Here is a 22157-nt window from a genome sequence, read left to right as displayed (position 1 = left end):
GGCGTTCGATAAAGTCCATCAGCACTCCACTTCCGTGACGGCATAGGTCCAGTCTCGTGAGCCGCAGCGGTCGCATCGGTGTCCGTGCAGATCTTCCTTCTCGATCGTGTTGCCGCATGCAATACAGGCGGACCAGCCTTGCATGCGACCTTCGGCGCGCAGCGTTTCGTCAATAACAGGCAGGACAGACAACCCCGGGCGCGCGGGCCGGGCAGGAATAAACGAGAAAGAACCCGATGGCTCCATGTAAAGCCGACTGATCTGGCCGAGGTGCTGCCAGCCCTTGATGCGCATCGCCTGGAAGACCTTCTCGCGCGGCATGCCCGAGCGGGAAAGCTCGGCGTGGTCGAGGCAGCCGTCGGAGGCGAGCAACGTCACATCCGTAGAGAGCAGCGTATCGAAGCGCCGATGCGTGGAGCCTGCGCGCGCGAGTGCACGCTGCAGTGCGATCGCCACGGCGGCAATCACGAGCGGCGGCAGGAGCCCGCGCTCGGCAGTCTGGAGCGGCACGCCGATGGCGGCTGCAAGCGTCACTGCAATGGATATTTCGAACAGCGTGTATTGCCCTGCGACACGTCTGCCGAGCAAGCGCATTGCTACGATGAGCAACACATACGTGAGGCATGTGCGCAGCAGCACTTCCGGCAGGAAGCCGGCGGATGCATCGCCAAAGAGAAAGCGATACCAGTCGACGAGGCTCAGAGAAAGGGTGTGCATGGCTGGGAGGGCGGACCGCGGGCTGTCGGCCTATCCGCATTGCGCGTGCCCACGCGGCGCCTACTCGATGGCGCCTCCAAGCCCGAGCCAGCGGGTCAGCCAGTCAACCACCCTCGCGGCAGCATCTTCGCGATAGGAGGGTCGCCCCGATTCAAAGAAGTGATGCCCCGCGCCCGGATACAGGACAAGCTCGGCCGGGGCCGCTTCGCTCCTGGCGAGCGTTGCAAAGAGCTGTTCGGATTGACCGCGCGGGCAGCGTTCGTCGTCCATCCCTTGCAACAGCAGCATCGGCGTCGTGGCGCGCGGGGCATGGTAGATGGGCGACAAGGTGTCGTAGGTGTGCACGGCCTCCCACGGACTGCCGCTCAACGCATACGGGTCCGCATAGGGGCCGGAATCCGACGTACCAAAGTGACTGCGCAGATCGGCTACAGGAGCCGACACCACCGCCGCTTTCAGCCGATCGGTGGTACATGCCGCCCATGCCGACAGATAGCCGCCGTAGGACTTGCCGGCCGCGGCGATGGCGCCGTTGTGCGCGCCCTGCTCATGCAAGGCATCCGCCACGGCCAGGTGCTGCGGAAGATCAAGCTCGCCCCAGCGGCCACGCAGCCTGTCGCAGAAGGCGCGGCCGAAGCTGCTGGAGCCGACTGCATTGACCGCCACAATCGTCCATCCGTGAGACCAAAGGATGTTCCAGTAAGGACGCGACGCATAGGCCAGCAGCACATAGCTTGCAGGGCCGCCATGAAAGTCCAGCAATAGCGGCCCGGCCGGACACGGTTGGGGTGGGCGAATCACCCAAGCCCAGACGGTGTCTTCCCGGCCTTCATCGGTTCGCACTACAAACGCCTCGTAGCGCACGTCGGGGCGGGTTCGCTCGTACCACCACGCATTGGTCGCGCTCACTTGTTGCTCGTGTTCGCCGCTGTGCGGGCATGCATAGAGCTGCTCGGGCTCTGCGATCGATGTCGCGCAAAAATACAGGCGGTCGCGCGTCATGGCCATCGCAGAGACATGCCGCCGCCCCGCCACCAGTGTCTGGTAGGCGCCCGACGCCACGTCGATACGCGCAACTTCCTGCAGCCCGTTGCGGGCGGCGATCACATGGACCGCATCGGAGCCTTCGGCCCAACTCAACGATTTGCCGGAGACGATTTCCAAGTCTTCACTGCCCAACGCGCTGACTTGCCCGCTCTGCAGATCCACCAGCCAAAGGCGCGTCTGCGCGTCGCCGGCGGATTCACTGCCGGCAAACACGAGGCGCCGCCCATCCGGAGAAGGCTGAGGGTCCTGCACGATCGCGACCTGCTCCGTCAGTTGGCGCATGTCGGTGCCGTCTTGCCGCACCACCCAGATGTCGGTGCGATGCGTCAATCGTCCTTCGCGCGTCCGCGTGTAATACACGGTTTGCCCGTCCGGACTCCACGCCGCGTGTCGCACTTCATACCGACCGTTCGTCAGTTGGCGATGTGCGCCGCTTGCAGCATCCACCATGAACAGGTGCGCCCGGGGATTCAACGTAAAACCGGCGCCATCGAGCTTGTACGGCACTTCCGTGATGACATGCACGCCCTCCGCACGGCGCTTGCCGTGGGTCGCGTCAGGAGGGTCAACCTCGATCAGCCAACCGCCAACAGCGACTTGCCGTCGGGTGACCACATGAAGCTCTGCACGCCATGCGGCAAACGGCTGACCTGCCGCGCCTCTCCGCCCCGTAAGGGCACGCTGTAAATTTGCGGCGCGCCGCCATGCCGATCGGAAAGAAACGCCAGGCTGCTCCCGTCCGGCGCCCATTGCGGGGCGGTCTCCAGCGCTGTCCCGGCGGTCAATTGCCATGGAGTTTCTTCACCGCCCGCGATCCAGATTGCCGAACAGTACGTGTCGCCATGAACGGATTCCACGCAGTAGGCAACGCGGTCGGACATCCGACACGCCGCTACGTCTGTGATGCGCTCATAGCGCGAGATATCGTCGATAGAAAACGGGCGTGTCATGTCGTCCTCGCACAAGAAAAGGCCCCGCCGGCGCTGTAGCGGGGCGGGGCCGGGTCGCGTCAGTACTCGCGCTTATTGTTGGCGGCGCTCACGGTCTTCTTCACGGCGCTCGCGGTCCTCTTCCCGGCGGCTTTCCTGGCGTTCCTCGTTGCGCTCCTCCTGGCGCTCTTCACGGCGGTTCTGTGCCGAGCCACCCTCTTGGCGATCTTCATCGCGGCGGTTTTCCTGGCGCTCATCGCGGCGGGATTCGCTGCGGTTCTCTTCAGTGCGGTTCTGGTTGGTCATTGCTTGCTCCGTGGTTTTGCTCAAGCCCTTCGCCTGCGCCCTCAGCTTCCAGCAACGGCTGTGCCGCGTGGCGGCCAGGCGGAAAAGGCAAGACGTTCAGCCCGCAGGCCCGTTCGTTGCGTTGCCGTTCGCTCCACCCAATCAGGAGCGAACATGACTACGTCTGCCCAGGAGCACCTACTCGACTGGCTGCGCGATGCGCACGCGATGGAACAGCAAGCGGAGCAGATGCTGCGCGCACAATCCGGCCGGCTCGAACACTATCCGGAGCTGAAGGCGCGGATCGACCGCCATATTGAAGAGACGCTGGAGCAGCAGCGTCTTGTCGATTCGTGCATCCGGCGCCTCGGCGGAAGCACCTCCGTCGTGAAAGACATCACCGCCCGTATTGCGGCATTTGGCCAAGGGCTGAGCGGCATGGTGGTCTCGGACGAAGTCGTCAAAGGCTCGATGGCGAGCTACGTCTTCGAGCATATGGAAATCGCCTCCTACACCAGCTTGCGCGCGGCCGCCGAGCATTGCGGCGACGCCGAGACCGTGCGCGTTTGCGACGCCATCCTCCCGCAAGAGCAGGCCATGGCGGCCTGGCTGGCCGAGCATCTCGCGTCCGTCACGACGACGTTCCTGACCCGCGCCGAGACCCCGGGCGCGGAAGCCAAGCGCTGATTTCGCCCTTTCCACTACGCCTCGTCCGGAGATACCAATGACACGTAAGACCCTTGAAGACCTGTTCGTCCACTCGTTGTCGGACATCTACAGCGCGGAGAAGCAACTGGCCAAAGCGCTGGGCAAGCTCGCCCGCACCGCCCAGAACGAAGCGCTTTCGGAGGCATTCCAAAGCCATCTGGAAGAAACACAAGGTCAGATCGAAAGAATCGATCAGATCGTCGAGACCTGCGCCATCAAGCTCAAGCGCATGAAGTGCGCTGCCATGGAGGGCCTGATCGAAGAGGCGAACGAGCTGATCGAAGAGATCCCGAAGGGCCCGGTTCTCGATGCCGGGTTGATCGGCGCGGCGCAGAAGGTCGAGCACTACGAGATCGCCTCGTATGGCACGCTCGCGGCCCTCGCGAAGGAGATCGGCTTCCATGAAGCGGTGCCGCTGATCGTCAGCACATTGGACGAGGAAAAGGCGACGGACGCCAAGCTGACCCGTCTGGCGGAACAGTCCGCCAATCGCGAAGCGAGCGCCGCCTCGTAGGAGCCGCGCCACGCCGGCGTTGCAGGTGGGATGGCGGCAAACCGCCAGCCCTCAGGTTGCCCGGCGTGGCGGACCCTTACGTCGGCCCGACAGGATCCTGCCGTTCATGCGCGACCCAGATCAGCGCAGCGGTATCGATCCCCAGGGACCGGGCGCGCGCGGCAATGGCCTCGCGCTGTGCCGCGCCCAGACGTTTATCGCGTGCCAACACCCAGCAGTAACTGCGATCCGGCCCGACCACGAGGGCCCACCGGTAGTCGGCGTCGAGCGCAGCCACGTGATACCCGCCATAGAACGGCCCGAAGAACGAGACCTTCAACGAGCCGGTATGGTCGTCGCCGATGAACACCGCTTTGCCAACCGCCTCCCGCCACTCGCCCTTGGCCGGGTCGAAGCCGCGGTTGACGACGCGGACGCTGCCGTCGGGCCGCGGCTGATACGTGGCGGAAACATCGGTCAAGCCGCGCTCGAACCCGTGATCGAGCCGGGCCAGCTCATACCAGCGGCCCTGGTAGCGCTGTAGGTCGAACGGCGTGACGGCGCTGATGCCTTCGGGTGGACGCGTCGGTGCGCATGCCGCCAGGAATGCGGCGCATGCAAGCACCGGGGTGAGCCAGTGCAGGCGTCCACGGACTGTGCGCGCACCGCCGGCATGCTGCGCAACGCCGATCCCCCTCAACAAGCTCAACGCATGCCGCGCGCGCCTCGCAAGTCGCGACGCGTGTGTCAACGTATCTGCCATCTGAGTCCTCCCGAATAAATACCGCGCTTGCGCCATAAGACGCCGCACAGTGCCGCGCGTCAATGCAATGCAGAAGAACACATGGCGCCTTTCCGCCAATGAAGACGCTTTGAGTCGACATGCCCGCCTACGTCCGCTCAATGCCGCTGTTGTACTGCGGGTGCAACCGCTGAGCAGGAAATGCGTCAAGAAAACTTCGTGCCCGTAGTCCCCGATCCACCGTGCCGTCGGTAGACTCCAACAAGCCGTCTGTTCATCGCTGAATTCACCGGTGCGCGCACCTTGCGATATGCCCGCCAAATGCACTCACGCCGCTCGAACCACCCTCCTCGTTCTGTGTACGCTCATCAGCGTTGGAGCGTGGGCCGATTGCCGTGACACCGTGCCAGCGCCGCAACTCTCCGGCAAGGGTGCGCTGTGTCTTTTTGGATTCTGCCTCTACGATGCGCAGCTATGGAGCGCTGAACTCCCGCCAAGCTATGACGCGCCTTTTGCCCTGGAAGTGACATACCGGCGCGCAATCGAGCGAAGCCGCCTCATCGAAACCGCCATCGACGAAATCCGGCGGCTGCAGAGTCCCATCCCGCCCGACGACACGCTCGCGCAATGGCAACGCGCCATGACGCCCGCCTTCCCCGATGTCAAACCGGGCGACACTTTGTGCGGCGTGTATCTGCCCGGCCGCGGCGCACGCTTCTACGCAAATGGACAACTGACGACCGAGGTGGACGATCCCGCGTTCGCGCGCGCCTTCTTCGATATCTGGCTGGCACCCGGCACGCGCGCACCGTCCTTGCGCCGTCACCTTCTGGGCAAGTCACGTTGATGCGCGCACGGCTAGTTGGCGTCTCCCGGCGACTGGAAGCCCGGTTGCCCGATCTGGCTGGGGAACTGCGCTACGCGCCGGAAACGGGAAATGTCGTAACCCATCGCGTCGAAACGGCTCAATGCTGCCCGATAGTCGGCGTCGCTCATGTTGGGGTCGCGCGAGAACACCCAGCCGAGGCTTTTGTCCGGATAGCCGAGCAGCGTTACCCGGTATTCCGGGTCGACATACAGCGTCAGCTGCGACACATAGATGGGCCAGAACAACCGCACGCGCCATTCGCCGCCGCCACTGCCGTCCACCACCGAATCGACGAACTGCATGCGTTTGAACGGCGCGTCGAAACCGCCGGGCCGATAGACGTAGGCATCGTCGATACGGCCATCGGGCCGCAGCGACCATTCGGCATAGCTGCCGACGTTGCCCCGCTCGCCAAAGTACGGAATGTTGGCGATGACATACCAACGCCCCATGTAGCGCGGCAGGTCGACCGGTACGGTCTTCAGCGGCACGGCCGCCCGCGGGTTGGGATTCGGCGGGGGGCCGGAGCAGGCCGCGCTGGCAAATGCCAGCGTGACGACTGCCAGCCAACGCGCCCAACCTGACAGCGTGAGCCAACGGTGGCCTCTTCGATGCGTTCTCATCGTGCGCTCCTCTATGCAATCGCCGGACAAGCCGGCTGGTTTGTCTGTGTGTTGAGTGCCGCGCGCGATGCCGCGTGGATCGGCATCGTCTTCGTCGCCGGATTGCTCGCGCTGCACCTGCGGCAAGCCCGCCAGCCGCAGCGGGAATTGCGGCTGGTACTGTCGGTCGTGATGCTGGCGGCGCCGTGGGAAACCGTCCTGATACGCGCCGGCCTCATCGCCTATCCGCACGGCACGTTGTGGGCCGGATTCGCACCGCCCTGGCTGCTGGCGCTGTGGGTGCTGTTCGCGATCCAAGTGAATGTCCTCTTTCGTTGGCTGCGCGGCAGATGGTGGCTGGCGATGACGCTGGGAGCCGTTGCCGGCCCCCTCTCGTTTCGTGCGGGCGCAGCGCTTGGGGCCGCACACATTTCGGAGATGGCCGTCTTGCTCAGCATGCTGTCCGTCGGCTGGGCGATATGGATGCCGCTGCTGGTGTGGATGGGCGAGCGCAGCGATGGCATCGGCATTCCGCCCTGACTGCCGCTGCGGTGCCTAGCGCTTGACGAACCGGTAATGCGCCACGCCCCATTCGTTGCCGTTTGCATAGCCGAACAACGTCGACACTGCGAGGTAGAACATGCGCCAGCGCTGAAACCACACGGCCGCCTGGGCCTTGCCGTAGGTCTGGACGAACACCGGCATCAAACGATCACGGGCCGCGTCCAGGTTGGCGAGCCAATGGTCGGCGGTGCGCGCGTAGTGCGTGCCGCTGACCCACCAATGCCGCGCCATGCGCAGGTCGTCCTGGAATTCCAGCAGCAACGCCTCCGATGGCATCGTGCCGCCGGTGAAGAAGTACTTCGACATCCAGTCGGTGCCGTCCTGCACCTGAAAGTGATACGCCAGCGTGCGGTGCGCAAAGATGTGCACGAAGAGCACCGCGTCCGGTCGCATCCATCGCGCGATCTTGCTCAACAGCAGGCCGTAGTTCTTCATGTGCTCGAACATTTCAATCGAGACAACACGATCAAAGCGGCCGCCCTTGGGCATCTCGGCAAACTCGAAATCGACGATGTTTCCGGTGTGCACGGTCAGGTTCGTCAGGCCGCGCTCGGCAGCGCGAGCCTCGATCCGGCTGCGCTGGCCCCGCGAATTCGACAGCGCCACGATGCGTGCGTTGGGATAGCGCTTGGCCATCCACAGCGACAGCGATCCCCAGCCACAGCCCAAGTCGAGAATGCACTGACCGTCGGCCAGGCTGGCACGCTCGGCGTAGCACGCAAACATTGCCTCTTCAGCCTCGGCCAGCGTTTCGTTGCCGGTCGGGTACAGGGCGCAGGAGTATTTCAACTGCGGCCCCAGATGGGCCTCGAAAAAGGCCGGTGGCAATTCGTAGTGCTGCGTGTTGGCCGCATCTGTCTCGATGGCGATGGGGCTGCTGTGCAGCTCGTCCAGCAGAGCATTGAAACGCCGCGAACGCAGTTCGCCGTCGTTCAGACCCTCGTCTCGCAAGCGTTGGCGCATGAGGGCGCGCATGCCGGCGCGCACGAGCGCATCCGGCAGCCATCCGCGCTCGCAGCACTGGATAAGCCAGCCGTCACCGGCGGCGGCCGCAGCCTGCGGCGGTAGGGTCGGCGTGGACAGTGCAGTCATGTGGGCTCCTTGGATCTGTACGTCGGGTGTCAGTGGCGCGGCGGCCAGGGGATCAGCACGCTCGTTGTGCGGGCGTATTCGGCATAGTCGTCACGCGTGGCGTGCATGTGCGCCTCAAGCATCGGAACACCCGAGACTTTGACGAGCAACCACGCCATGGCCACGGGCGGCAACAGCGTGAGCCATGCCCACGGCGTGCCGATCGCCAACGGCACGTAGGCCAGCCAGTGCACGCATTCAAAAAAATAGTTGGGATGCCGCGAGTAGCGCCACAGCCCCACCCGGCAGGTCTTGCCCCGGTTGGCCGGGTCTGCAGCAAAGCGGCGTAACTGCCCGTCTGCCACGGCCTCGCCCGCCACCGCAATCAGCCACAGCGCCAGGGCAACCGCCATGGCGAAAGCGCTGGGAGAATCCGGCCGGTAGCTCGGCACGGCAAACGCGATCGACAGGAACATCGATACCGCCGCCTGCAACTGGAAGAACCCAAACATGTTTCGCGATGCGGCCGGGCCCCACTCCTCACGCAACGTGCGGTAGCGCGCGTCTTCCGGCTTGCCGGCGTTGCGACGCCACAGGTGCCAGCCAAGGCGCGCACCCCACACCGCTCCGCCGGCCCCGACCAGCAAGCGTGCCGGCAATGAACCGGTGCTCAGCGCCGCGTAGAGCAACGCCACCACGCCCAGCGAGAACGCCCACACCGGGTCGACCATGCCGGCGTTCTTGCTGCGCAGCTGCCACGCCCACACGGCACTGAACACCGCCACCAGAAACATCAGCGCAACCAGTGCAACGCCAATCGCCGACATGGTCAGGCCCGCTCCAGCAGGAACTGCGACACGCCGATCCGGCCCTCGTCAAAGCCGGCCTCGCAGTAGGCGAAGTAGAGACGCCAGAGGCGGATGAAGGGTTCGTCGAAGCCGAGTGCGCGCACGGCATCGAGCCGGGCTTCGAAACGCTGGCTCCAGCGGCGCAGTGTTTCTGCGTAGTCGCGGCCGAAGTCGAGCCCGTCGACCACACGAAAGCCGTGCTGTTCGGCCAGCCGGATGAAGCGTTCGCGGCTCGGCAACATGCCGCCGGGGAAGATGAACTGCTGGATGAAATCGGTGCCGGCGCGATAGCGCTCGAAGTGCGCCTCGTCGATCGTGATGCTCTGCACCAGCGCCCGCCCGCCATGGCGCAGGCAGCGCACCAGTGTCTGGAAGTAGGTCGACCAGTAAGCCTCGCCCACGGCCTCGAACATCTCGATGGACGCGATGGCGTCGTACGCACCATCCAGGTCCCGATAGTCGCGCAGATCCACACGGGCCCGGGGCTCGTCGGCCAGGCGCTCGGCCGTGTAGCGGCGCTGTTCTTCCGAGAGCGTGATGCCGTGCACGTGTGCCCCGCGTGCGCAGGCCATCTCCATCAGGCCGCCCCATCCGCAGCCGATTTCCAGCACATCCATGCCGGGCTCCACCCGCAGCAGGTCGCACACGCGCCGGTACTTGGCAGCTTGCGCCTCAGCAAGGCCATGCCGCAGATTGCCGTTGAACCAGGCCGACGAATACGCCATGCCTTCGTCCAGCCAGAGGCGATAGAAATCGTTACCCAGGTCGTAATGCAGATGGATGTTGCGACGGCTGCCGCGACGGCTGTTCCGGCGCAGCAGGTGGCGCAGGCGCAGGACGGAGCGCGCCAGCGCATTCCCGAAGATCGCCTGGTCCAGCGTGGCCGCATTGACGATGGCCAGCCGCAGCAGGTTGGAGAGGTTGCCCGAGTCGATCCATCCGTCGCGATATGCCTCGGCAAAGCCCACGTCGCCGCTGCGCAGGATGCGTCCGCAGGCGCGCCAGTCGGTGATGCGCAGATCTGCCACGAGCGGCGACGCGGCATCGCCGATCTGCACCTCGCCATCAGGCGTGACAAGGTGAAGGACGCCGTGCCGCAGCCGCCCGGCCAGCGCTAGAAACAGCCGGCCGGCAGCAGGAACATGGGGCGGCACCCAGGCAAGGGAGCGCGAGGCTGTCATCGGGAGTTCTCCGGAGAAGATCTGTCGTGCGGGACGCGGCCAAAAAACGGCACGCCCTTGAACCACAGGCGCGCGGCTTGCCAATGGATGCGGCCGATGACCTGCAGTGCAAGCAAGGGCTGGCGCAGCAGCGCGCGCCGCAGGTGGGCGGCATCAAAAGGCTGCAGCCGGCCACCGATGGCGGTATGCAGCAAGAGGCCGTCTTGGTCGTGATAATCGATACGCACCAACGCGGTTGCAGCGGTCTCCGTAAAGCGGAACCGGTAGCCGCCCTCGACCCGGCAGAACGGCGAGACATGCAGCTGCTTGCGGCACGTCAGCACGGTGTACGCGTCGATGGCTCCGCCGTCGTGCGCGCACAGCAGGTATCGATGGTGCTGCCCAAAGGTGTTGTTGACCTCGGCCAAGACCGCGCGCAGCGTGCCGGCCGCGTCGTGGCAATACCAGAACGAGACGGGGTTGAACATCCAGCCGGCAATGCGCGGAAAGGTCTGCAGCCAGACCTCGCCATCGGCAGGCAAACCCGCGCTGCGCAGTACGCCGCGTATCCACGTGAGCAGGTCCGTGCCGTCGCGCGGGCCGTAGTCACGCACGCGCAAGGACAGTGGCCGCAGGCAGTCGACGCCGAACCACGCTCCGGTCAGGCGACCCAGCGCGGAGAGCTTCACGCGCACGGCAAACACCGGATAGACGAAGCGATTGGCGACCGGCCGCAGGCGGCGGTGCATGACCTGGCCGACGAGAAGCTGCGCGTCGCCGTTCATGGCGCAACCTGTGCCCAGGCTGGAGCGCAGCCGAAATCCGACACCACGCGCAGGGCGGACTTCAGGCCATCTTCGTGGAATCCGTAGCCGGTCCAGGCGCCCGCAAACCAGGTGCGACTGCGGCCTTGCAATGCCGGCAGGCGGGCCTGCGCGTCGATGGCCGGCTGATCGAACACCGGATGCTCATATTCGAAGCGCCGATACTCAAGCTCGGGCGCGGGCAAGGCGGATGGATTGAGCGTGACCACCACGGGCGTCGACACCGGCAACGGCTGCAGCTGGTTCAGCAGATAGCTGACGCACGGCGCGCCCGCCGTTGTACCGGCGTGGGGCGCATCCAGATAGTTCCATGCCGACCAAACGCGCCGCCGACGCGGCAACAGGCGCGTATCCCGATGCAGGAACGCGGTGTTGGGCTGGTACCGGAAGGCTCCCAGCACGGCGCGCTCGTCGTCGGTGGCATCGTCGAGCAGCTGCAGCGTCTGCGGCGCATGCGTGGCGAGTACCACGGCGTCGTAGCGCTCGCTTCCCGCATCCGTACGGACATCGACATGGGTCTGTGCCCGGCGGATGCCTCGCACGGGCGTGCCGACACGCACATCGGCCAGCCGGCCGGCAATCGCCTGCACATAGCTGCGCGCACCGCCCTTGACGGTCCGCCAACGCGGCCGGTTGAAGATCTGCAGCAAGCCGTGGTTCAAACAGAACCGAAGGAATGTTTCGGCCGGAAACGCCAGGATCTCGCGGCTCGGCGTCGACCAGATGGCGGCGGCCATCGGCAGCAGATAGTGCGCGCAGAACGGCTCGCCATAGCGGCCGGCTGCCAGCAGCATGCCGAGGCTGTGGCGTTCATTGCGCGCCACGGCCAGGTTGGCGTGCGCCTGGCGATTGAAGCGCAGAATGTCGCCCAGCATCGAGAGAAACCGCGCCGACACCAGATTGCGCGGCTGCGCAAAGACCGTGCTGAGGCTGGTGCCGGCCCATTCCAGCGCCCCGCCGTCGACGGATACGCTGAACGACATGTCGCTCTCGCAATGCGCTACGCCAAGCTCGTCGAACAACGCAATCAGGTTCGGATACGTGCGGGCATTGAACACGAGAAAACCGGTGTCGACGCCAAAGACCTGCCCGCCCTCCTCGATGTCGACCGTATTGGTGTGTCCGCCAAGCCGAGGGGCGGCCTCGAACAGCGTCACGTCGTGCCGCTTCGCAAGGAAATGCGCGGCCGCCAGCCCCGAGATGCCCGAGCCGACCACGGCAATGCGCTTTGCAGGAAACTGAAGAATGTTCAAGGCGATGCCTCTTGGGGTGGCTGGGCGCTCATCCGCCGTGGCGGCCGGGCAGCAGCGCAAGAAACTCGCGCCGCAAGCTGGGATCGGTCAGGAACACGCCGCGCATCACGCTGCTCACCATGCGCGACCCGTCGTCTTTCGTGCCGCGCCAGTGCATGCAGTAGTGCTCGGCCTCCAGCACAACGGCCAGGCCGTCGGGCGCCATGCGGTCTTCCAGCAGATCGGCAATCTGTTTGATGGCTTCTTCCTGGATCTGCGGACGGCTCATGACCCAGTCGATCAGTCGAGCGTACTTGGATAGCCCGATCAATTGGGAGTCCTGGCGCGGCATGACGCCAACCCACGCGCGCCCCATCACCGGACACAGGTGGTGCGAGCAGGCGCTGCGCACCCGCAGCGGCCCCACCACCATGAGTTCGTTCAACCGCTCCGCATTTGGAAACGCCGTCACTTCGGGCGCTTCGACATAGCGGCCGGCAAACACCTCGCGCACGAACATCTTGGCCACGCGGCGCGCGGTTTCCCGGCTGTTGTGGTCTTGCTCCACATCGATGACGAGCGCGCGCAGCACGGCCTGCAGGCGCTCCTCAACCTCTGCCTGGAGCAGATCGAGTTCGCCTTCGCGCAGGTAGGCGGCGATGTTGTCATTGGCGTGAAAGCGGTGGCCGGCGCTCATCAACCGCTCCCGAATCCGGACAGAAAGCGGCACGCTGCCAGCCGCCCCGGCAAATCCGGGCGGATCCAAAGTCAGTTTCATTGAAGTTGCCTCCGAAAATCGGCGGTGCACTCACCGCTCATGCCGCCTCAGAGGCGCCTACGAGCGAGGTGAATGGGGCGTATACGCTCCTATACGCAGCTAACTCGCTGGTGGATTCAGCGTCTCGGCCCGAATGGCGAATTCCATCGCGTCTTCGAGCATCAAGCGGGCACGGTTCGCGACGTCCCCAAGGTGGCGGTGGAGCTGTTCATCGAGCGCAGACCGCACCGCGCAGCCGTCGCTGAAACGCTCGAACGCGTCGAGCTGGCGTATCAGCCCGACGAGGTGCCGTGGGCACTCGCAGGCAATCGTCTGCGATGCGTTGGCGAAGATCTCGAGCTGGCGGTCCGTAAACCTGCGCGCATTGCGCCGCAACGGTTCGAGCTTTCCGTAGACGGCATCCACGCGCACGAGCTGCGCCAGCTCCTGCAGGACTTGGTCGAGTTCAGCTTGCGCGTTGGGCTCCCGATACAGCCGCACGCCAGCCGCGCGCAGCATGTCGGTGGCGCGCACCGTGCCAAAGCTGTAGATCACGCCGACGGCACTGGCACCGCACCGGCGTGCCGCGGCCAAGACGGCTTCGGCCGTTTCCGGATGCAGGGACGCGGCCTCGACGATCAAGGCGTCTGTGCGTGGCGGAGGCTCCAGGTGTGTCTCGCCGTCGAGCGCGGGCAACTCGATGACGGGCTCGATGCCCAGTGAGGCAAGCGTGCTTTTTCTGCGCCGCACGCGTTCTGCGAGCACGGCGCCACAGACCACAAGTGAAATTGCAGCGGTGGACGGCGCGGGCCCCGGGGCCTCAGCGGCGCGGGCGTTTTCCAGCAGTTGTTCGAGTTCAGTGCTGTCGGCATGCGCAATGGCGCCGATCGCGTGGCCCTGGTTGACGAGCGCGCGCAGCAGTGCGAGGCGCCGGACGTCCTCGCTCGAATACAACCGTTGGCCGGACTCCGACTTGGTCGGTGAAATCACGCCATAGCGCTGCTCCCACACGCGCAGGGTGGATACAGGCATCTTGGCCATGCGGGCGGCCGTTCCGCTTCGGTACATCGGGGCCGCGTTGTCTTCTTGTGGCACGTGCGTCTCCATGCAAGAACTGCTTTGCTGACATGAAACGCTGTACGGCCAACATCGTCAATGAAATGAAGCGCGTAACGCGCTTTTTGCGCACGCATGAGTCGGATTTGAGTCGATATTCCGCGCCGCGCTCCCGCCGACCGCAGCGGCGGGAGCCATCCTCACATTACGAGGCGCGTGCCGTCAGCCACTGGCTGGGTGGCAGCGGCGCGCCGACAATCCGCATCTCCCCAAGACTGCCGAAAAAGCCATTGCCCATGCTGCCGCCGTACTGCGCGCAGCCGATGGCCATCTGCTGGTTGCTGGCCACGTAGCGGATGCCGTTCATCCCGCTGTTGTTGCGCAGGATGGGCGCGCCTTCCACGTACATCGTCGTGCTGCCCTTGCCGTCGTTGACGATGGCAACGTGCAGCCACTGCCCAGCCGACACACCGCCGGACCAGCACGCCAGGTTCTCGGTGTTGTCGTCGGGATCACCTCCCACTGGAACTCCATCAGGTTGGAAAACGCGAACATCGCCATCGTGTCGCCCTGGTCGACATCACCCGGCCATGACACGCCGGTGGCTGCGCTGCGCGCGCCAAGTCGATACAGGATGCCCATCCACGCGTTGTTCTGCGCGGTCCAGGCCGAATCGATCTTCAGGAACGCCTCGATCGTGTAGCCGTTGGCAAACGTTTGTACGTTCAGCGGCGAAGCGGTATCGGTCGTGAAATACGAAGACCTCGTCTGGTTGGCGTTCTTGAACTGCAGACTGCCGGGCGCGGAAGACAGCGGGTGATGATCCTTCGACCAGACAAGGTCGCCCGGCTGACCTCCCATCCACGTGTTGAGCGAAATGGGGTTCGCGCCGGCCGTGGTATCGCCCGGCACGGAGGCATCCTTGATCTGGAATCCGGGCTGATACGGCGACAGCGCTTCGCCTTCGGCCGCAGCCGTGTTGTAGAAGCGCCAGTGCGCCAAGGTGTTCGGCACCACCGGGTAGTCGTTCGGGCCGGAGGCGGCTTGCCCGCGTCCTGCGGCGGGTTGTGATAGTTCGCCAGGATCAGGCCCTTGGCGACGTCGGTCAGACTGCCCGACACCGAGCCGGCCGCTGCCTTGAAGCCGGGATTGAAACCGGCAAAGCGCTTGGCAAAATCGATGTCGATCGAGAAGTTCTGGTTATCCGACGTCAGCCACGCCGAATCGAACTGGTTCAGGCTCGCCTCCGGCTTGACCGGCACCCACGGCGAGAACGAACTGGCGACGATCCTGTTGTTCGTCAGATCGAATTCGAACAGGCGCATCAGGCCATTGCCGCCCATATACGCCATCTGATAATCGACGACCATGAAGATGACGTCGTTGCCGGCGGCATTCTTCTTCGTCATCTTGCAGGAGCCGTGATAGTGACCCGACACGGCCATGAAAATCTGGTCGTTATTCTTGATCAGCTTGTCCCACAGGTAGTTCGAATAGGCCGTATCGACCGCCGTCACTGCATCCGGGCCAATGCCCGCAAGCTGGTGGCAAATCAGGATGACCGGAATGCCGGGGTTCTTTGCGATGACCGAATTGGCCCATGCAATCGCATCGTCGGAAGCGCGCCACGACATCGACAGCACGAGAAACTGATTCCCCTCCGCCTTGAAGACGTGGTACTCGTGAAAGCCCGAGCCGTGGCGGCCACCAAAGGTTGACTGCTGTTGGGCGCGCGCGGTCGGGAACACTTTCAGATACGGCTCCAGCAAGCCTTGACGGTGGCTGCCGCCGTCCTGGTATCCGTCGGTGTTGTCGAAGCCGGAAACGCCGACGCCCCAGTCAGGCCCCCATTGCATTGACGAACCGATGGCGCCGACATCGTGGTTGCCGGCGCAAATCGAATAATTGCAGTTGGCTTTTTCCAGCACCTGCATTGCCTGGCTCGCCAGTTCCCATTCTTTGGTGACGGTGCCATTGCTGAGTTGGCTGTTGCTCAACAAATCGGTACTCGCGCTCCACGGCGCCGAACCTTCAGACGTGTAATACCAGGACTGATCGACAATATCGCCAAGATGGGTGGTAAAGGCCAGTTTCAGCGCTTTTGCATTCTGGGCAATCCATTGCGTTTGCGCTTTGAATGGATTGTCGAATTGCGGATTGATGGTCGGATAATTCTTTTGATACAACTCGCCCATTTTTGCGGATGCATAGCGCGGATAGAACTGCGTATCCGGCAACGCCGCCAACGTAAATGACGACACCAGCTTCGGCGTGGCCGTGCCGGTGCCCGGATCCCCCGAGCCAGGTGACGTGCCCGTGCCCGTTGAGCCGGAGCCCGTTGAGGCATCCGCTGAATCTCCACCACCGCATCCGCTCAGCAGGCCCGACAGGCCAACCGCCGACGAGGCCAGCATCATGCGCAGCAGTTGCCTGCGCTTCAGTTCAGGAACAGCGGCCAGATCATCCAGCGTCACCTCCAGTTGATCGACCCGACTTTTCATTGACATGGTTCTCTCCGTTACGTTTTTGGCTACCCAGAAGGCAAAGCGATTGCCGTCGCAATTCGCAGGGTTGGTCCAACGCTCGAAGGGAAATGGAAGTGATGCCGGAAAAGCGCAATTCTCATCGACACAGATCAACCGCGCTGAGCCTTTGAGAAACAACATTCTCAAAAAACCTCAGATAGCGAATGCGTTCGATGCTGTTTTTATTGCCTGCGATTCATGGATTGAATCGGTCGCATCGATTGGCATCCGCATGGTAGGAATCGCGTGTGACAAAGGCATTTCTTTAAGCCATGCACATCCAATCGCGACCGGTTTGAAACGCGATTCAACGCATAGAACCCAAGCGTCTATTTGGACGCTGCGTGCGAATGCCGGATGCCCGGCGCCATGCGCTTCGCCGGCACGCAGCGGCATCTTCAGGGATTGACGACGCGGCCATCCAGCGGGCTCAACACCGTTTGCAGGCGACGCCACCAGGGCCTCATACAGCGATCCGCGGGGCCGCCACAAGGCCATCGCCGGCCCCCGTCCCCCGCTGGTAGGGACCGGGAAAACCCGCCCTTGACCTCTAATATATCAATCCATAAATTCTGATATATCAAAAGACATGCCCGGCTTCTGCAGCCTCCTGCCGGGTCGACACGTCAAACAAAACCAAAACGAGGAGACCCAATGACAGCGCCCTTCCGCAACCGGCGGCGGCTGGCATCTGATGCCCGCGCCCCGCACAACCCGTCGAGACGTGCCTTTCTGAGCTATGGCGGGGCCGTGGTCGGTGGGGCGCTGGTGAGCGCCTGCGGCGGCGGTTCCGACGACGCGGCTGCACCAGTTGCCACCACGCCGACGGCGCCCGTGCAGGCAGACCCGATCTGGGGTGCTAACGGCCTGGCCACCAACATCATCTCGTCGCTGAAGGGCGTGGCGCAGAGTGCCTTCCCGGCAGTCGATTTCCAGGTCGAGGCGTTTGGCGCGCAGCCCTGCAGCGTGGTCGCACAAACAAGCCCATACACCGATCCGACCAAATCCCCCGTGAGTTCGGGCGCCGGCGCAACGCAAGCGGCAGGTGCATTCGACTCGCGCCCCGCATTCCTGGCCGCCATTGCGGCATGCAACGCAGCCGGGGGCGGGCGCGTGGTCGTGCCTTCGGGCACGTGGTACTGCGCGGGGCCGATCGTGCTGCAAAGCAACGTCAACTTCCACCTCAGCGCCAACTGCACGATCTACTTCAGCGCCAATCCGGCGGATTACGCCAAGGATGGCCCGATCGATTGCGGCGCCAACGGCAAGCTGTACTACAGCCGCTGGCAAGCCGACGACTGCCTGAATTACGGCTCGCCCATCTACGCACGCAACGCCAGCAACATCGCGCTGACGGGCGAGGGGGCGACCTCGGTGCTCAACGGCCAGGCCATGACGCCGTTTGCCGGCACGGGCAACACCAGCACGTGCTGGTGGACCTTCAAGGGCACCAACGGCGCCTATGGCTGCGCCAGCTCGAGCACGCCGTCGCAGGCTTACAGCAACCCGAACAATGTCGACTTGCAGACCGCGGTGCCGGGCATTCCGAGCGCGCTGTACACGCTGCTGACCAATCCGGCAACGCCCTGGCAGCAAGACCAGAACTACCTGCCGGCACTGTCCGAAGCCGGCGTTCCGGTGGAGAAGCGCATCTTCGGGCTCGGGCACTACCTGCGCCCCTGCATGGTGGAGTTCATCGGCTGCACCAACGTGCTGATGGAGAACTACCGCACGATCAACACGCCGTTCTGGCAGCACCATCCGGTGCACTGCACGAACGTGGTCATCCGTGGCGTGACGGTCGACAGCATCGGCCCCAACAACGACGGCTTCGACCCCGATGCCTGCAGCAACGTGCTGTGCGAAAACGTCACGTTCAACACAGGCGACGACTGCATCGCCATCAAGTCGGGCAAGAACCTCGACACCGGCTACGGCCCGGCGCAAGACCACGTCATCCAGAACTGCACGATGAACAGCGGCCACGGCGGCATCACGCTGGGCAGCGAAATGGGTGGCGGCGTGCAGAACATCTATGCGCGCAACCTGGCGATGCTGAACCAGTTCTGGGCAACGAACTCACTGAACATCGCCATCCGCATCAAGACGAACATGAACCGTGGCGGGTTCGTGAAGAACTTCTATGTGACCAACGTCAGCCTGCCCAACGGCGTGAACCTCACCGGCGCCGGCTATGGCAGCAAGATGCTGGCTGGCAGCCCGATCAACAGCACGGTGCCGCTGGGCGTGGTGACGGCGGCTGCGGCAAACCCCTCGGCGTCGCAAGGCGGGCTGATCACGTTCGACTGCGATTACCAGCCTGCTGCAGATGCCATCCGCACGCGGCCGGCCCTGGTGCAGAACGTGAACATCTCCAACGTGACTGCGGGCAACGTCACCACGGGCGGCCTCACGGGCTCGTGTTTCCAGGCCATCGTTGCGCAGGGCCCCGTGGCGTTCGACTACAACGGCCCGCTGCCTGTGCCCACCGTTCCGCCCATCACCGGCGTCACGATCTCGAACTGCAACTTCGGCACGCCCACGGCGGCGGGCCCGGCAAGCGCCACCACGCCGGGACCGATCTACGCCTACAACGTGCACGACATCACGCTGCAGAACGTCGTGATCGGTGGACAGACCTTCAACACCACCGTGACCGACGCTCGCTGAGCAACCCGCCTCCTTCGCGCTCGGCTGGATCCGCCGGCCGGCGCCTTTTTATTCCGACCCTGCTGCCCACCCATCCATCATGAAACGCCCTATCGCAATCGCCCGTTCGTCCCTGCTGTTCGCCGCACTGCTGGCCGCCTTCGCAAGCGGCGCCGCGCAAGCACGCACCTTCCGTGTGGCCGACGTGCACGGCGACACCTATCCGACCAACATGGCCGTCAAGTTCATGGGAGAGGAAATCAAAAAGGCCACCGACGGCAAGGACTCCGTCAAGGTGTTCGGCAACAGCGCGCTGGGCTCGGAGAAAGACACCATCGACCAGGTGCGCATCGGCGCGATCGACATGGTGCGTGCCAACGGCGCGGCCTTCAACGAGATCGTCCCGGAATCGGTCATCCCCTCGCTGCCCTTCCTGTTCCGCGATATCGAGCACTTCCGCAAGGTGATGTACGGCCCGGTCGGCCAGAAGATTCTCGATGCGTTTGCTGCCAAGGGTTTCGTCGCGCTGACGTTCTATGAGAGCGGCGCGCGGTCGATCTACGCCAAGAAGGCGATCCACACGCCGGCCGACATGAAGGGCGTGAAGATCCGCGTGCAGCCGTCGGACCTGATGGTGGATGAGATCAAGGCCATGGGCGGCACGCCCACGCCGATGCCCTTCAGCGAGGTCTACACCGGCCTGAAGACGGGCCTGGTGGATGCGGCGGAAAACAACATCCCGTCGTATGAGGAAACCAAGCACTTTGAAGTCGCGCAGATCTACTCCGAAACGCAGCATGCGATGACGCCGGAAGTGCTGGTGTTCTCCAAGAAGATCTGGGACACGCTCACGCCGCAGGAGCAAGCCGCCATTCGCAAGGCCGCTGCAGATTCGGTGCCGTACTACGTAAAGCTCTGGACCGCGCGCGAGCAGGCTGCCACGGCCACCGTGACCAAGGGCAACGCCACCATCGTGCCGGCGTCGCAGGTCGACCGCGCCGCCTTCGTCAAGGCCATGCAGCCGCTCTGGACGAAGTACGAAACCACGCCGCAGATGAAGGACATCGTCAACGCGATCGTCGCCACCAAGTAAGCCTGCCTCACCGCTCAAGCGCAGGGCCTGCGCCTTTCCCGCAAGCCCGCGCCGGGCAGGCTGCCGATGTGCGCCGTTGGTACACCGGCCACGCCTGCCCACCTCCGATACCGCGCTCCCCCTCCAGGTTCAGCATGCAATCGATGTCTTTACTCAAACGCATCAACGATGCGTTTGCGCTTGTGCTCTCGCTTGTGGCGGCGTCATGCCTGGCCACGCTGACCGTACTCGTCTTCTACGGCGTGGTCATGCGCTACGTCTTCAACAACGCGCCGGATTTTGTTGAACCCATCGCCCTACTCATGGTGGTGGCCATCGCGATGTTCGGGGCCGCGCTCAAGGTGCGCGAAGGCGGCCATATCGGCCTGGATTCCTTTGTTGAGCGCCTCCCTGCTGGTGGCAAGCGCGCCGCGCACGTGCTGCAGAAGCTGTGTCTGATCGCCTTTGCCGTGGTGATCTTCATCGGCTGCTTCGACATGGCCGAAACCACGTTCGGTGATCGCATTCCCATCCTCGGCCTGCCTGAAGCCGTCCGCTACTGGATTCCGATCGTGGCCAGTGTCGCCATCGCCCTATTCGCTCTCGAACGCCTGATCGGGCTGTTCGCGCAAGACGCAGTTAAGTCACCATGGATCTCGCCATTCTCTCCGTCAGTTTTCTGGCGTTTCTTCTGCTGGGCGTACCGGTTTCGTTCGCGCTCGGCCTGTCATGCGTGCTGACGTATCTGCACGAAGGTCTGCCGGCGGCCACCGCCATGCAGTCGATGATCTCGGGCATGAACGCGTTCTCGTTCCTGGCCGTGCCGTTCTTCATTCTGTCGGGCGAGCTGATGCTGCACGGCGGCATCGCAGACCGCATCCTGCGCTTCGCGCAATCCCTCGTGGGGCACTTCCGCGGTGGCCTCGGCATGGCCAACGTGGTGGCCTGCACGCTGTTCGGCGGCGTGTCGGGTTCGCCCACCGCCGACACGTCGGCCATGGGCGGCGTGGTGATCCCGCTGATGAAGCGCGAAGGTTACAGCGCGGCCTACGCCGTGAACGTGACCACGCATGCCTCGCTGGCCGGGGCGCTCATGCCGACCTCAACCAACATGATCATCTACGCCTTTGCGGCGCAGGGCATCGTGGGTTCGCTCAACGGTCAGCAGGTGAGCGGCGTGTCGATTGGCGACCTGCTGTTCTCGGGGCTGCTGCCCGTGCTGTGGGTCATGGGCTTCGTGCTGATCGCCGCCTACTGGCAAGCCAAGCGCTACGGCTTCCCGCGCCGCGCCGACGGCTCGACCGAGCTGCCGGCCTTCCCCGGCTGGTTTGCCGTGGCACGCGCCTTTGTGGGCGCGGTACCGGGCCTGATGGTGATCGCGCTGATCCTGGTATGCGTGGCCATGGGCATTGCCACGGCCACCGAAGCCGCCGCCATCGCCGTCGCGTATTCGCTGTGCCTGACGGTGCTCGTCTATCGCTCCATGACGTGGAGCAAGTTCCGCCGCGCGCTCGCCCACGCCGCCAAGACCACGGGCGTGGTGCTGCTGCTGATTGCCGTGTCGAACATGCTGCGCTTCCAGTTGGCCTACCTGGAGATCCCGGACGCCATCGAGCAGATGCTCACGCAGACCAGCGCCGCACCCTGGCTGATGCTGCTCTACATCAACATCCTGCAGGTCTTCCTGGGTACGTTCGTCGACATGGCGGCGCACATCCTGATCACCACGCCGCTGTTCCTGCCGATGGCCATGCACTGCGGCGTCGGCCCGGTGCAGTTCGGGATCATGCTGCTGCTGAACTGTTCGCTCGGCCTCGTGCATCCGCCCATCGGCTCGGTGCAGTTTGTCGGCTGCGCCATCGGGGAGGTCTCCATCGGTGAGACCACCAAGATCGCCTGGCCCTACTACCTCGCCATCTTCACCGCCATCAACGTGGTGACCTACGTGCCGTTCTTCTCGACCTGGCTGCCGAGCGTGATCAACGGGCATCCGGTGTTCTGAGCACAA

At 64.2% G+C, this 22157-nt stretch carries 23 protein-coding genes and 1 pseudogene; 9 read left to right on the top strand and 15 right to left on the bottom strand.

The annotated features are described in order from the left end of the window. Positions 1 to 18 precede the first annotated feature (18 nt). The 4 genes from FUT88_RS04205 to FUT88_RS04190 form a co-directional block, all read right to left on the bottom strand. Positions 19 to 717, bottom strand: coding sequence for a DUF421 domain-containing protein (locus FUT88_RS04205; RefSeq protein WP_147213948.1), 699 nt, complete (start codon positions 715 to 717; stop codon positions 19 to 21). A gap of 60 nt (positions 718 to 777) precedes the next feature. Next, positions 778 to 2379, bottom strand: coding sequence for a S9 family peptidase (locus FUT88_RS04200; RefSeq protein ID WP_186829232.1), 1602 nt, complete (start codon positions 2377 to 2379; stop codon positions 778 to 780). Next, positions 2340 to 2714 (bottom strand): TolB family protein, encoded by a 375-nt coding sequence (locus tag FUT88_RS04195; RefSeq protein ID WP_147213946.1) that lies wholly within the window; start codon positions 2712 to 2714, stop codon positions 2340 to 2342. The genes FUT88_RS04200 and FUT88_RS04195 overlap by 40 nt, the downstream gene beginning before the upstream one ends. A gap of 72 nt (positions 2715 to 2786) precedes the next feature. After that, positions 2787 to 2999 (bottom strand): hypothetical protein, encoded by a 213-nt coding sequence (locus FUT88_RS04190; RefSeq protein WP_147213945.1) that lies wholly within the window; start codon positions 2997 to 2999, stop codon positions 2787 to 2789. Positions 3000 to 3152: 153 nt separating this feature from the next. Between FUT88_RS04190 and FUT88_RS04185 the strand changes: the two genes are divergently transcribed. Both FUT88_RS04185 and FUT88_RS04180 read left to right on the top strand, forming a co-directional pair. Next, positions 3153 to 3665, top strand: a complete 513-nt coding sequence (locus FUT88_RS04185; protein ID WP_147213944.1) for a ferritin-like domain-containing protein — start codon at positions 3153 to 3155, stop codon at positions 3663 to 3665. A gap of 37 nt (positions 3666 to 3702) precedes the next feature. Then, positions 3703 to 4200, top strand: a complete 498-nt coding sequence (locus FUT88_RS04180) for a ferritin-like domain-containing protein (RefSeq protein WP_147213943.1) — start codon at positions 3703 to 3705, stop codon at positions 4198 to 4200. A 76-nt stretch (positions 4201 to 4276) separates the two neighbouring features. Here the strand turns inward: FUT88_RS04180 and FUT88_RS04175 are convergent, their stop codons facing one another. Next, positions 4277 to 4942 carry a lipocalin family protein gene (locus FUT88_RS04175; protein ID WP_147213942.1) on the bottom strand — a complete coding sequence of 222 codons (666 nt, stop codon included), beginning with the start codon at positions 4940 to 4942 and terminating at the stop codon, positions 4277 to 4279. Between the two features lie 346 nt (positions 4943 to 5288). On the opposite strand from FUT88_RS04175, the gene FUT88_RS04170 reads away from it, so the two are divergent. After that, complete coding sequence (locus FUT88_RS04170) at positions 5289 to 5768, top strand: chalcone isomerase family protein (RefSeq protein ID WP_147213961.1); 480 nt, start codon at positions 5289 to 5291, stop codon at positions 5766 to 5768. Positions 5769 to 5779: 11 nt separating this feature from the next. On the opposite strand, the gene FUT88_RS04165 is transcribed toward FUT88_RS04170, so the two are convergent. Continuing rightward, the gene (locus tag FUT88_RS04165; protein WP_261796962.1) at positions 5780 to 6412 is read right to left on the bottom strand and encodes a lipocalin family protein; all 633 of its coding nucleotides are present in this window, start codon (positions 6410 to 6412) and stop codon (positions 5780 to 5782) included. On the opposite strand from FUT88_RS04165, the gene FUT88_RS04160 reads away from it, so the two are divergent. After that, positions 6401 to 6931: a DUF2878 domain-containing protein gene (locus tag FUT88_RS04160; RefSeq protein WP_147213941.1), complete on the top strand. Its 531-nt coding sequence runs from the start codon at positions 6401 to 6403 to the stop codon at positions 6929 to 6931. The genes FUT88_RS04165 and FUT88_RS04160 overlap by 12 nt on opposite strands. Before the next feature lie 15 nt (positions 6932 to 6946). Here the strand turns inward: FUT88_RS04160 and FUT88_RS04155 are convergent, their stop codons facing one another. The 9 genes from FUT88_RS04155 to FUT88_RS04120 form a co-directional block, all read right to left on the bottom strand. Then, positions 6947 to 8047 carry an SAM-dependent methyltransferase gene (locus tag FUT88_RS04155; RefSeq protein ID WP_147213940.1) on the bottom strand — a complete coding sequence of 367 codons (1101 nt, stop codon included), beginning with the start codon at positions 8045 to 8047 and terminating at the stop codon, positions 6947 to 6949. A 29-nt stretch (positions 8048 to 8076) separates the two neighbouring features. Further along, positions 8077 to 8853 carry a DUF1295 domain-containing protein gene (locus FUT88_RS04150; protein WP_147213939.1) on the bottom strand — a complete coding sequence of 259 codons (777 nt, stop codon included), beginning with the start codon at positions 8851 to 8853 and terminating at the stop codon, positions 8077 to 8079. A gap of 2 nt (positions 8854 to 8855) precedes the next feature. Further along, positions 8856 to 10055 (bottom strand): SAM-dependent methyltransferase, encoded by a 1200-nt coding sequence (locus FUT88_RS04145; protein WP_147213938.1) that lies wholly within the window; start codon positions 10053 to 10055, stop codon positions 8856 to 8858. Further along, positions 10052 to 10819: a DUF1365 domain-containing protein gene (locus FUT88_RS04140; protein ID WP_147213937.1), complete on the bottom strand. Its 768-nt coding sequence runs from the start codon at positions 10817 to 10819 to the stop codon at positions 10052 to 10054. The genes FUT88_RS04145 and FUT88_RS04140 overlap by 4 nt, the downstream gene beginning before the upstream one ends. Continuing rightward, complete coding sequence (locus FUT88_RS04135) at positions 10816 to 12111, bottom strand: NAD(P)/FAD-dependent oxidoreductase (protein ID WP_147213936.1); 1296 nt, start codon at positions 12109 to 12111, stop codon at positions 10816 to 10818. Before FUT88_RS04135 ends, FUT88_RS04140 begins: the two co-directional genes overlap by 4 nt. A 28-nt stretch (positions 12112 to 12139) precedes the next feature. After that, entirely contained in the window at positions 12140 to 12868 is a 729-nt protein-coding gene (gene folE, locus FUT88_RS04130; protein WP_147213935.1) for a GTP cyclohydrolase I, read from the bottom strand. Between the two features lie 99 nt (positions 12869 to 12967). Continuing rightward, a complete protein-coding gene (locus tag FUT88_RS04125; protein ID WP_261796961.1) occupies positions 12968 to 13942 on the bottom strand; it encodes a MerR family transcriptional regulator in 975 nt (324 codons plus the stop codon). A gap of 166 nt (positions 13943 to 14108) precedes the next feature. Beyond that, the gene (locus FUT88_RS26555; RefSeq protein ID WP_261796960.1) at positions 14109 to 14426 is read right to left on the bottom strand and encodes a LamG domain-containing protein; all 318 of its coding nucleotides are present in this window, start codon (positions 14424 to 14426) and stop codon (positions 14109 to 14111) included. 202 nt (positions 14427 to 14628) lie between these two features. After that, positions 14629 to 16410, bottom strand: coding sequence for a hypothetical protein (locus FUT88_RS04120; RefSeq protein ID WP_261796959.1), 1782 nt, complete (start codon positions 16408 to 16410; stop codon positions 14629 to 14631). Between FUT88_RS04120 and FUT88_RS04115 the strand changes: the two genes are divergently transcribed. From FUT88_RS04115 to FUT88_RS04095, 5 genes and pseudogenes are all read left to right on the top strand, one after another. Beyond that, entirely contained in the window at positions 16409 to 16837 is a 429-nt protein-coding gene (locus tag FUT88_RS04115) for a hypothetical protein (protein ID WP_147213933.1), read from the top strand. The two genes, FUT88_RS04120 and FUT88_RS04115, sit on opposite strands and share 2 nt — an antisense overlap. Positions 16838 to 17082: 245 nt before the next feature. Then, a complete protein-coding gene (locus FUT88_RS04110; protein ID WP_147213932.1) occupies positions 17083 to 19098 on the top strand; it encodes a glycoside hydrolase family 28 protein in 2016 nt (671 codons plus the stop codon). 79 nt (positions 19099 to 19177) lie between these two features. Next, positions 19178 to 20170, top strand: coding sequence for a TRAP transporter substrate-binding protein (locus FUT88_RS04105; protein ID WP_147213931.1), 993 nt, complete (start codon positions 19178 to 19180; stop codon positions 20168 to 20170). A 134-nt stretch (positions 20171 to 20304) separates the two neighbouring features. Then, positions 20305 to 20778, top strand: a pseudogene (locus FUT88_RS04100) (TRAP transporter small permease); the annotation flags it as partial. A 20-nt stretch (positions 20779 to 20798) separates the two neighbouring features. Further along, the gene (locus tag FUT88_RS04095; protein WP_147213930.1) at positions 20799 to 22151 is read left to right on the top strand and encodes a TRAP transporter large permease; all 1353 of its coding nucleotides are present in this window, start codon (positions 20799 to 20801) and stop codon (positions 22149 to 22151) included. Positions 22152 to 22157: the final 6 nt, after the last annotated feature.

Origin of the sequence: Ralstonia sp. TCR112, assembly GCF_007997035.1 — a bacterium.
GTDB classification, from domain to species: Bacteria; Pseudomonadota; Gammaproteobacteria; order Burkholderiales; family Burkholderiaceae; genus Ralstonia; species Ralstonia edaphi.
Note: the sequence above shows the minus strand (reverse complement) of the source record. Positions and strands in the feature narration are given on the sequence as shown.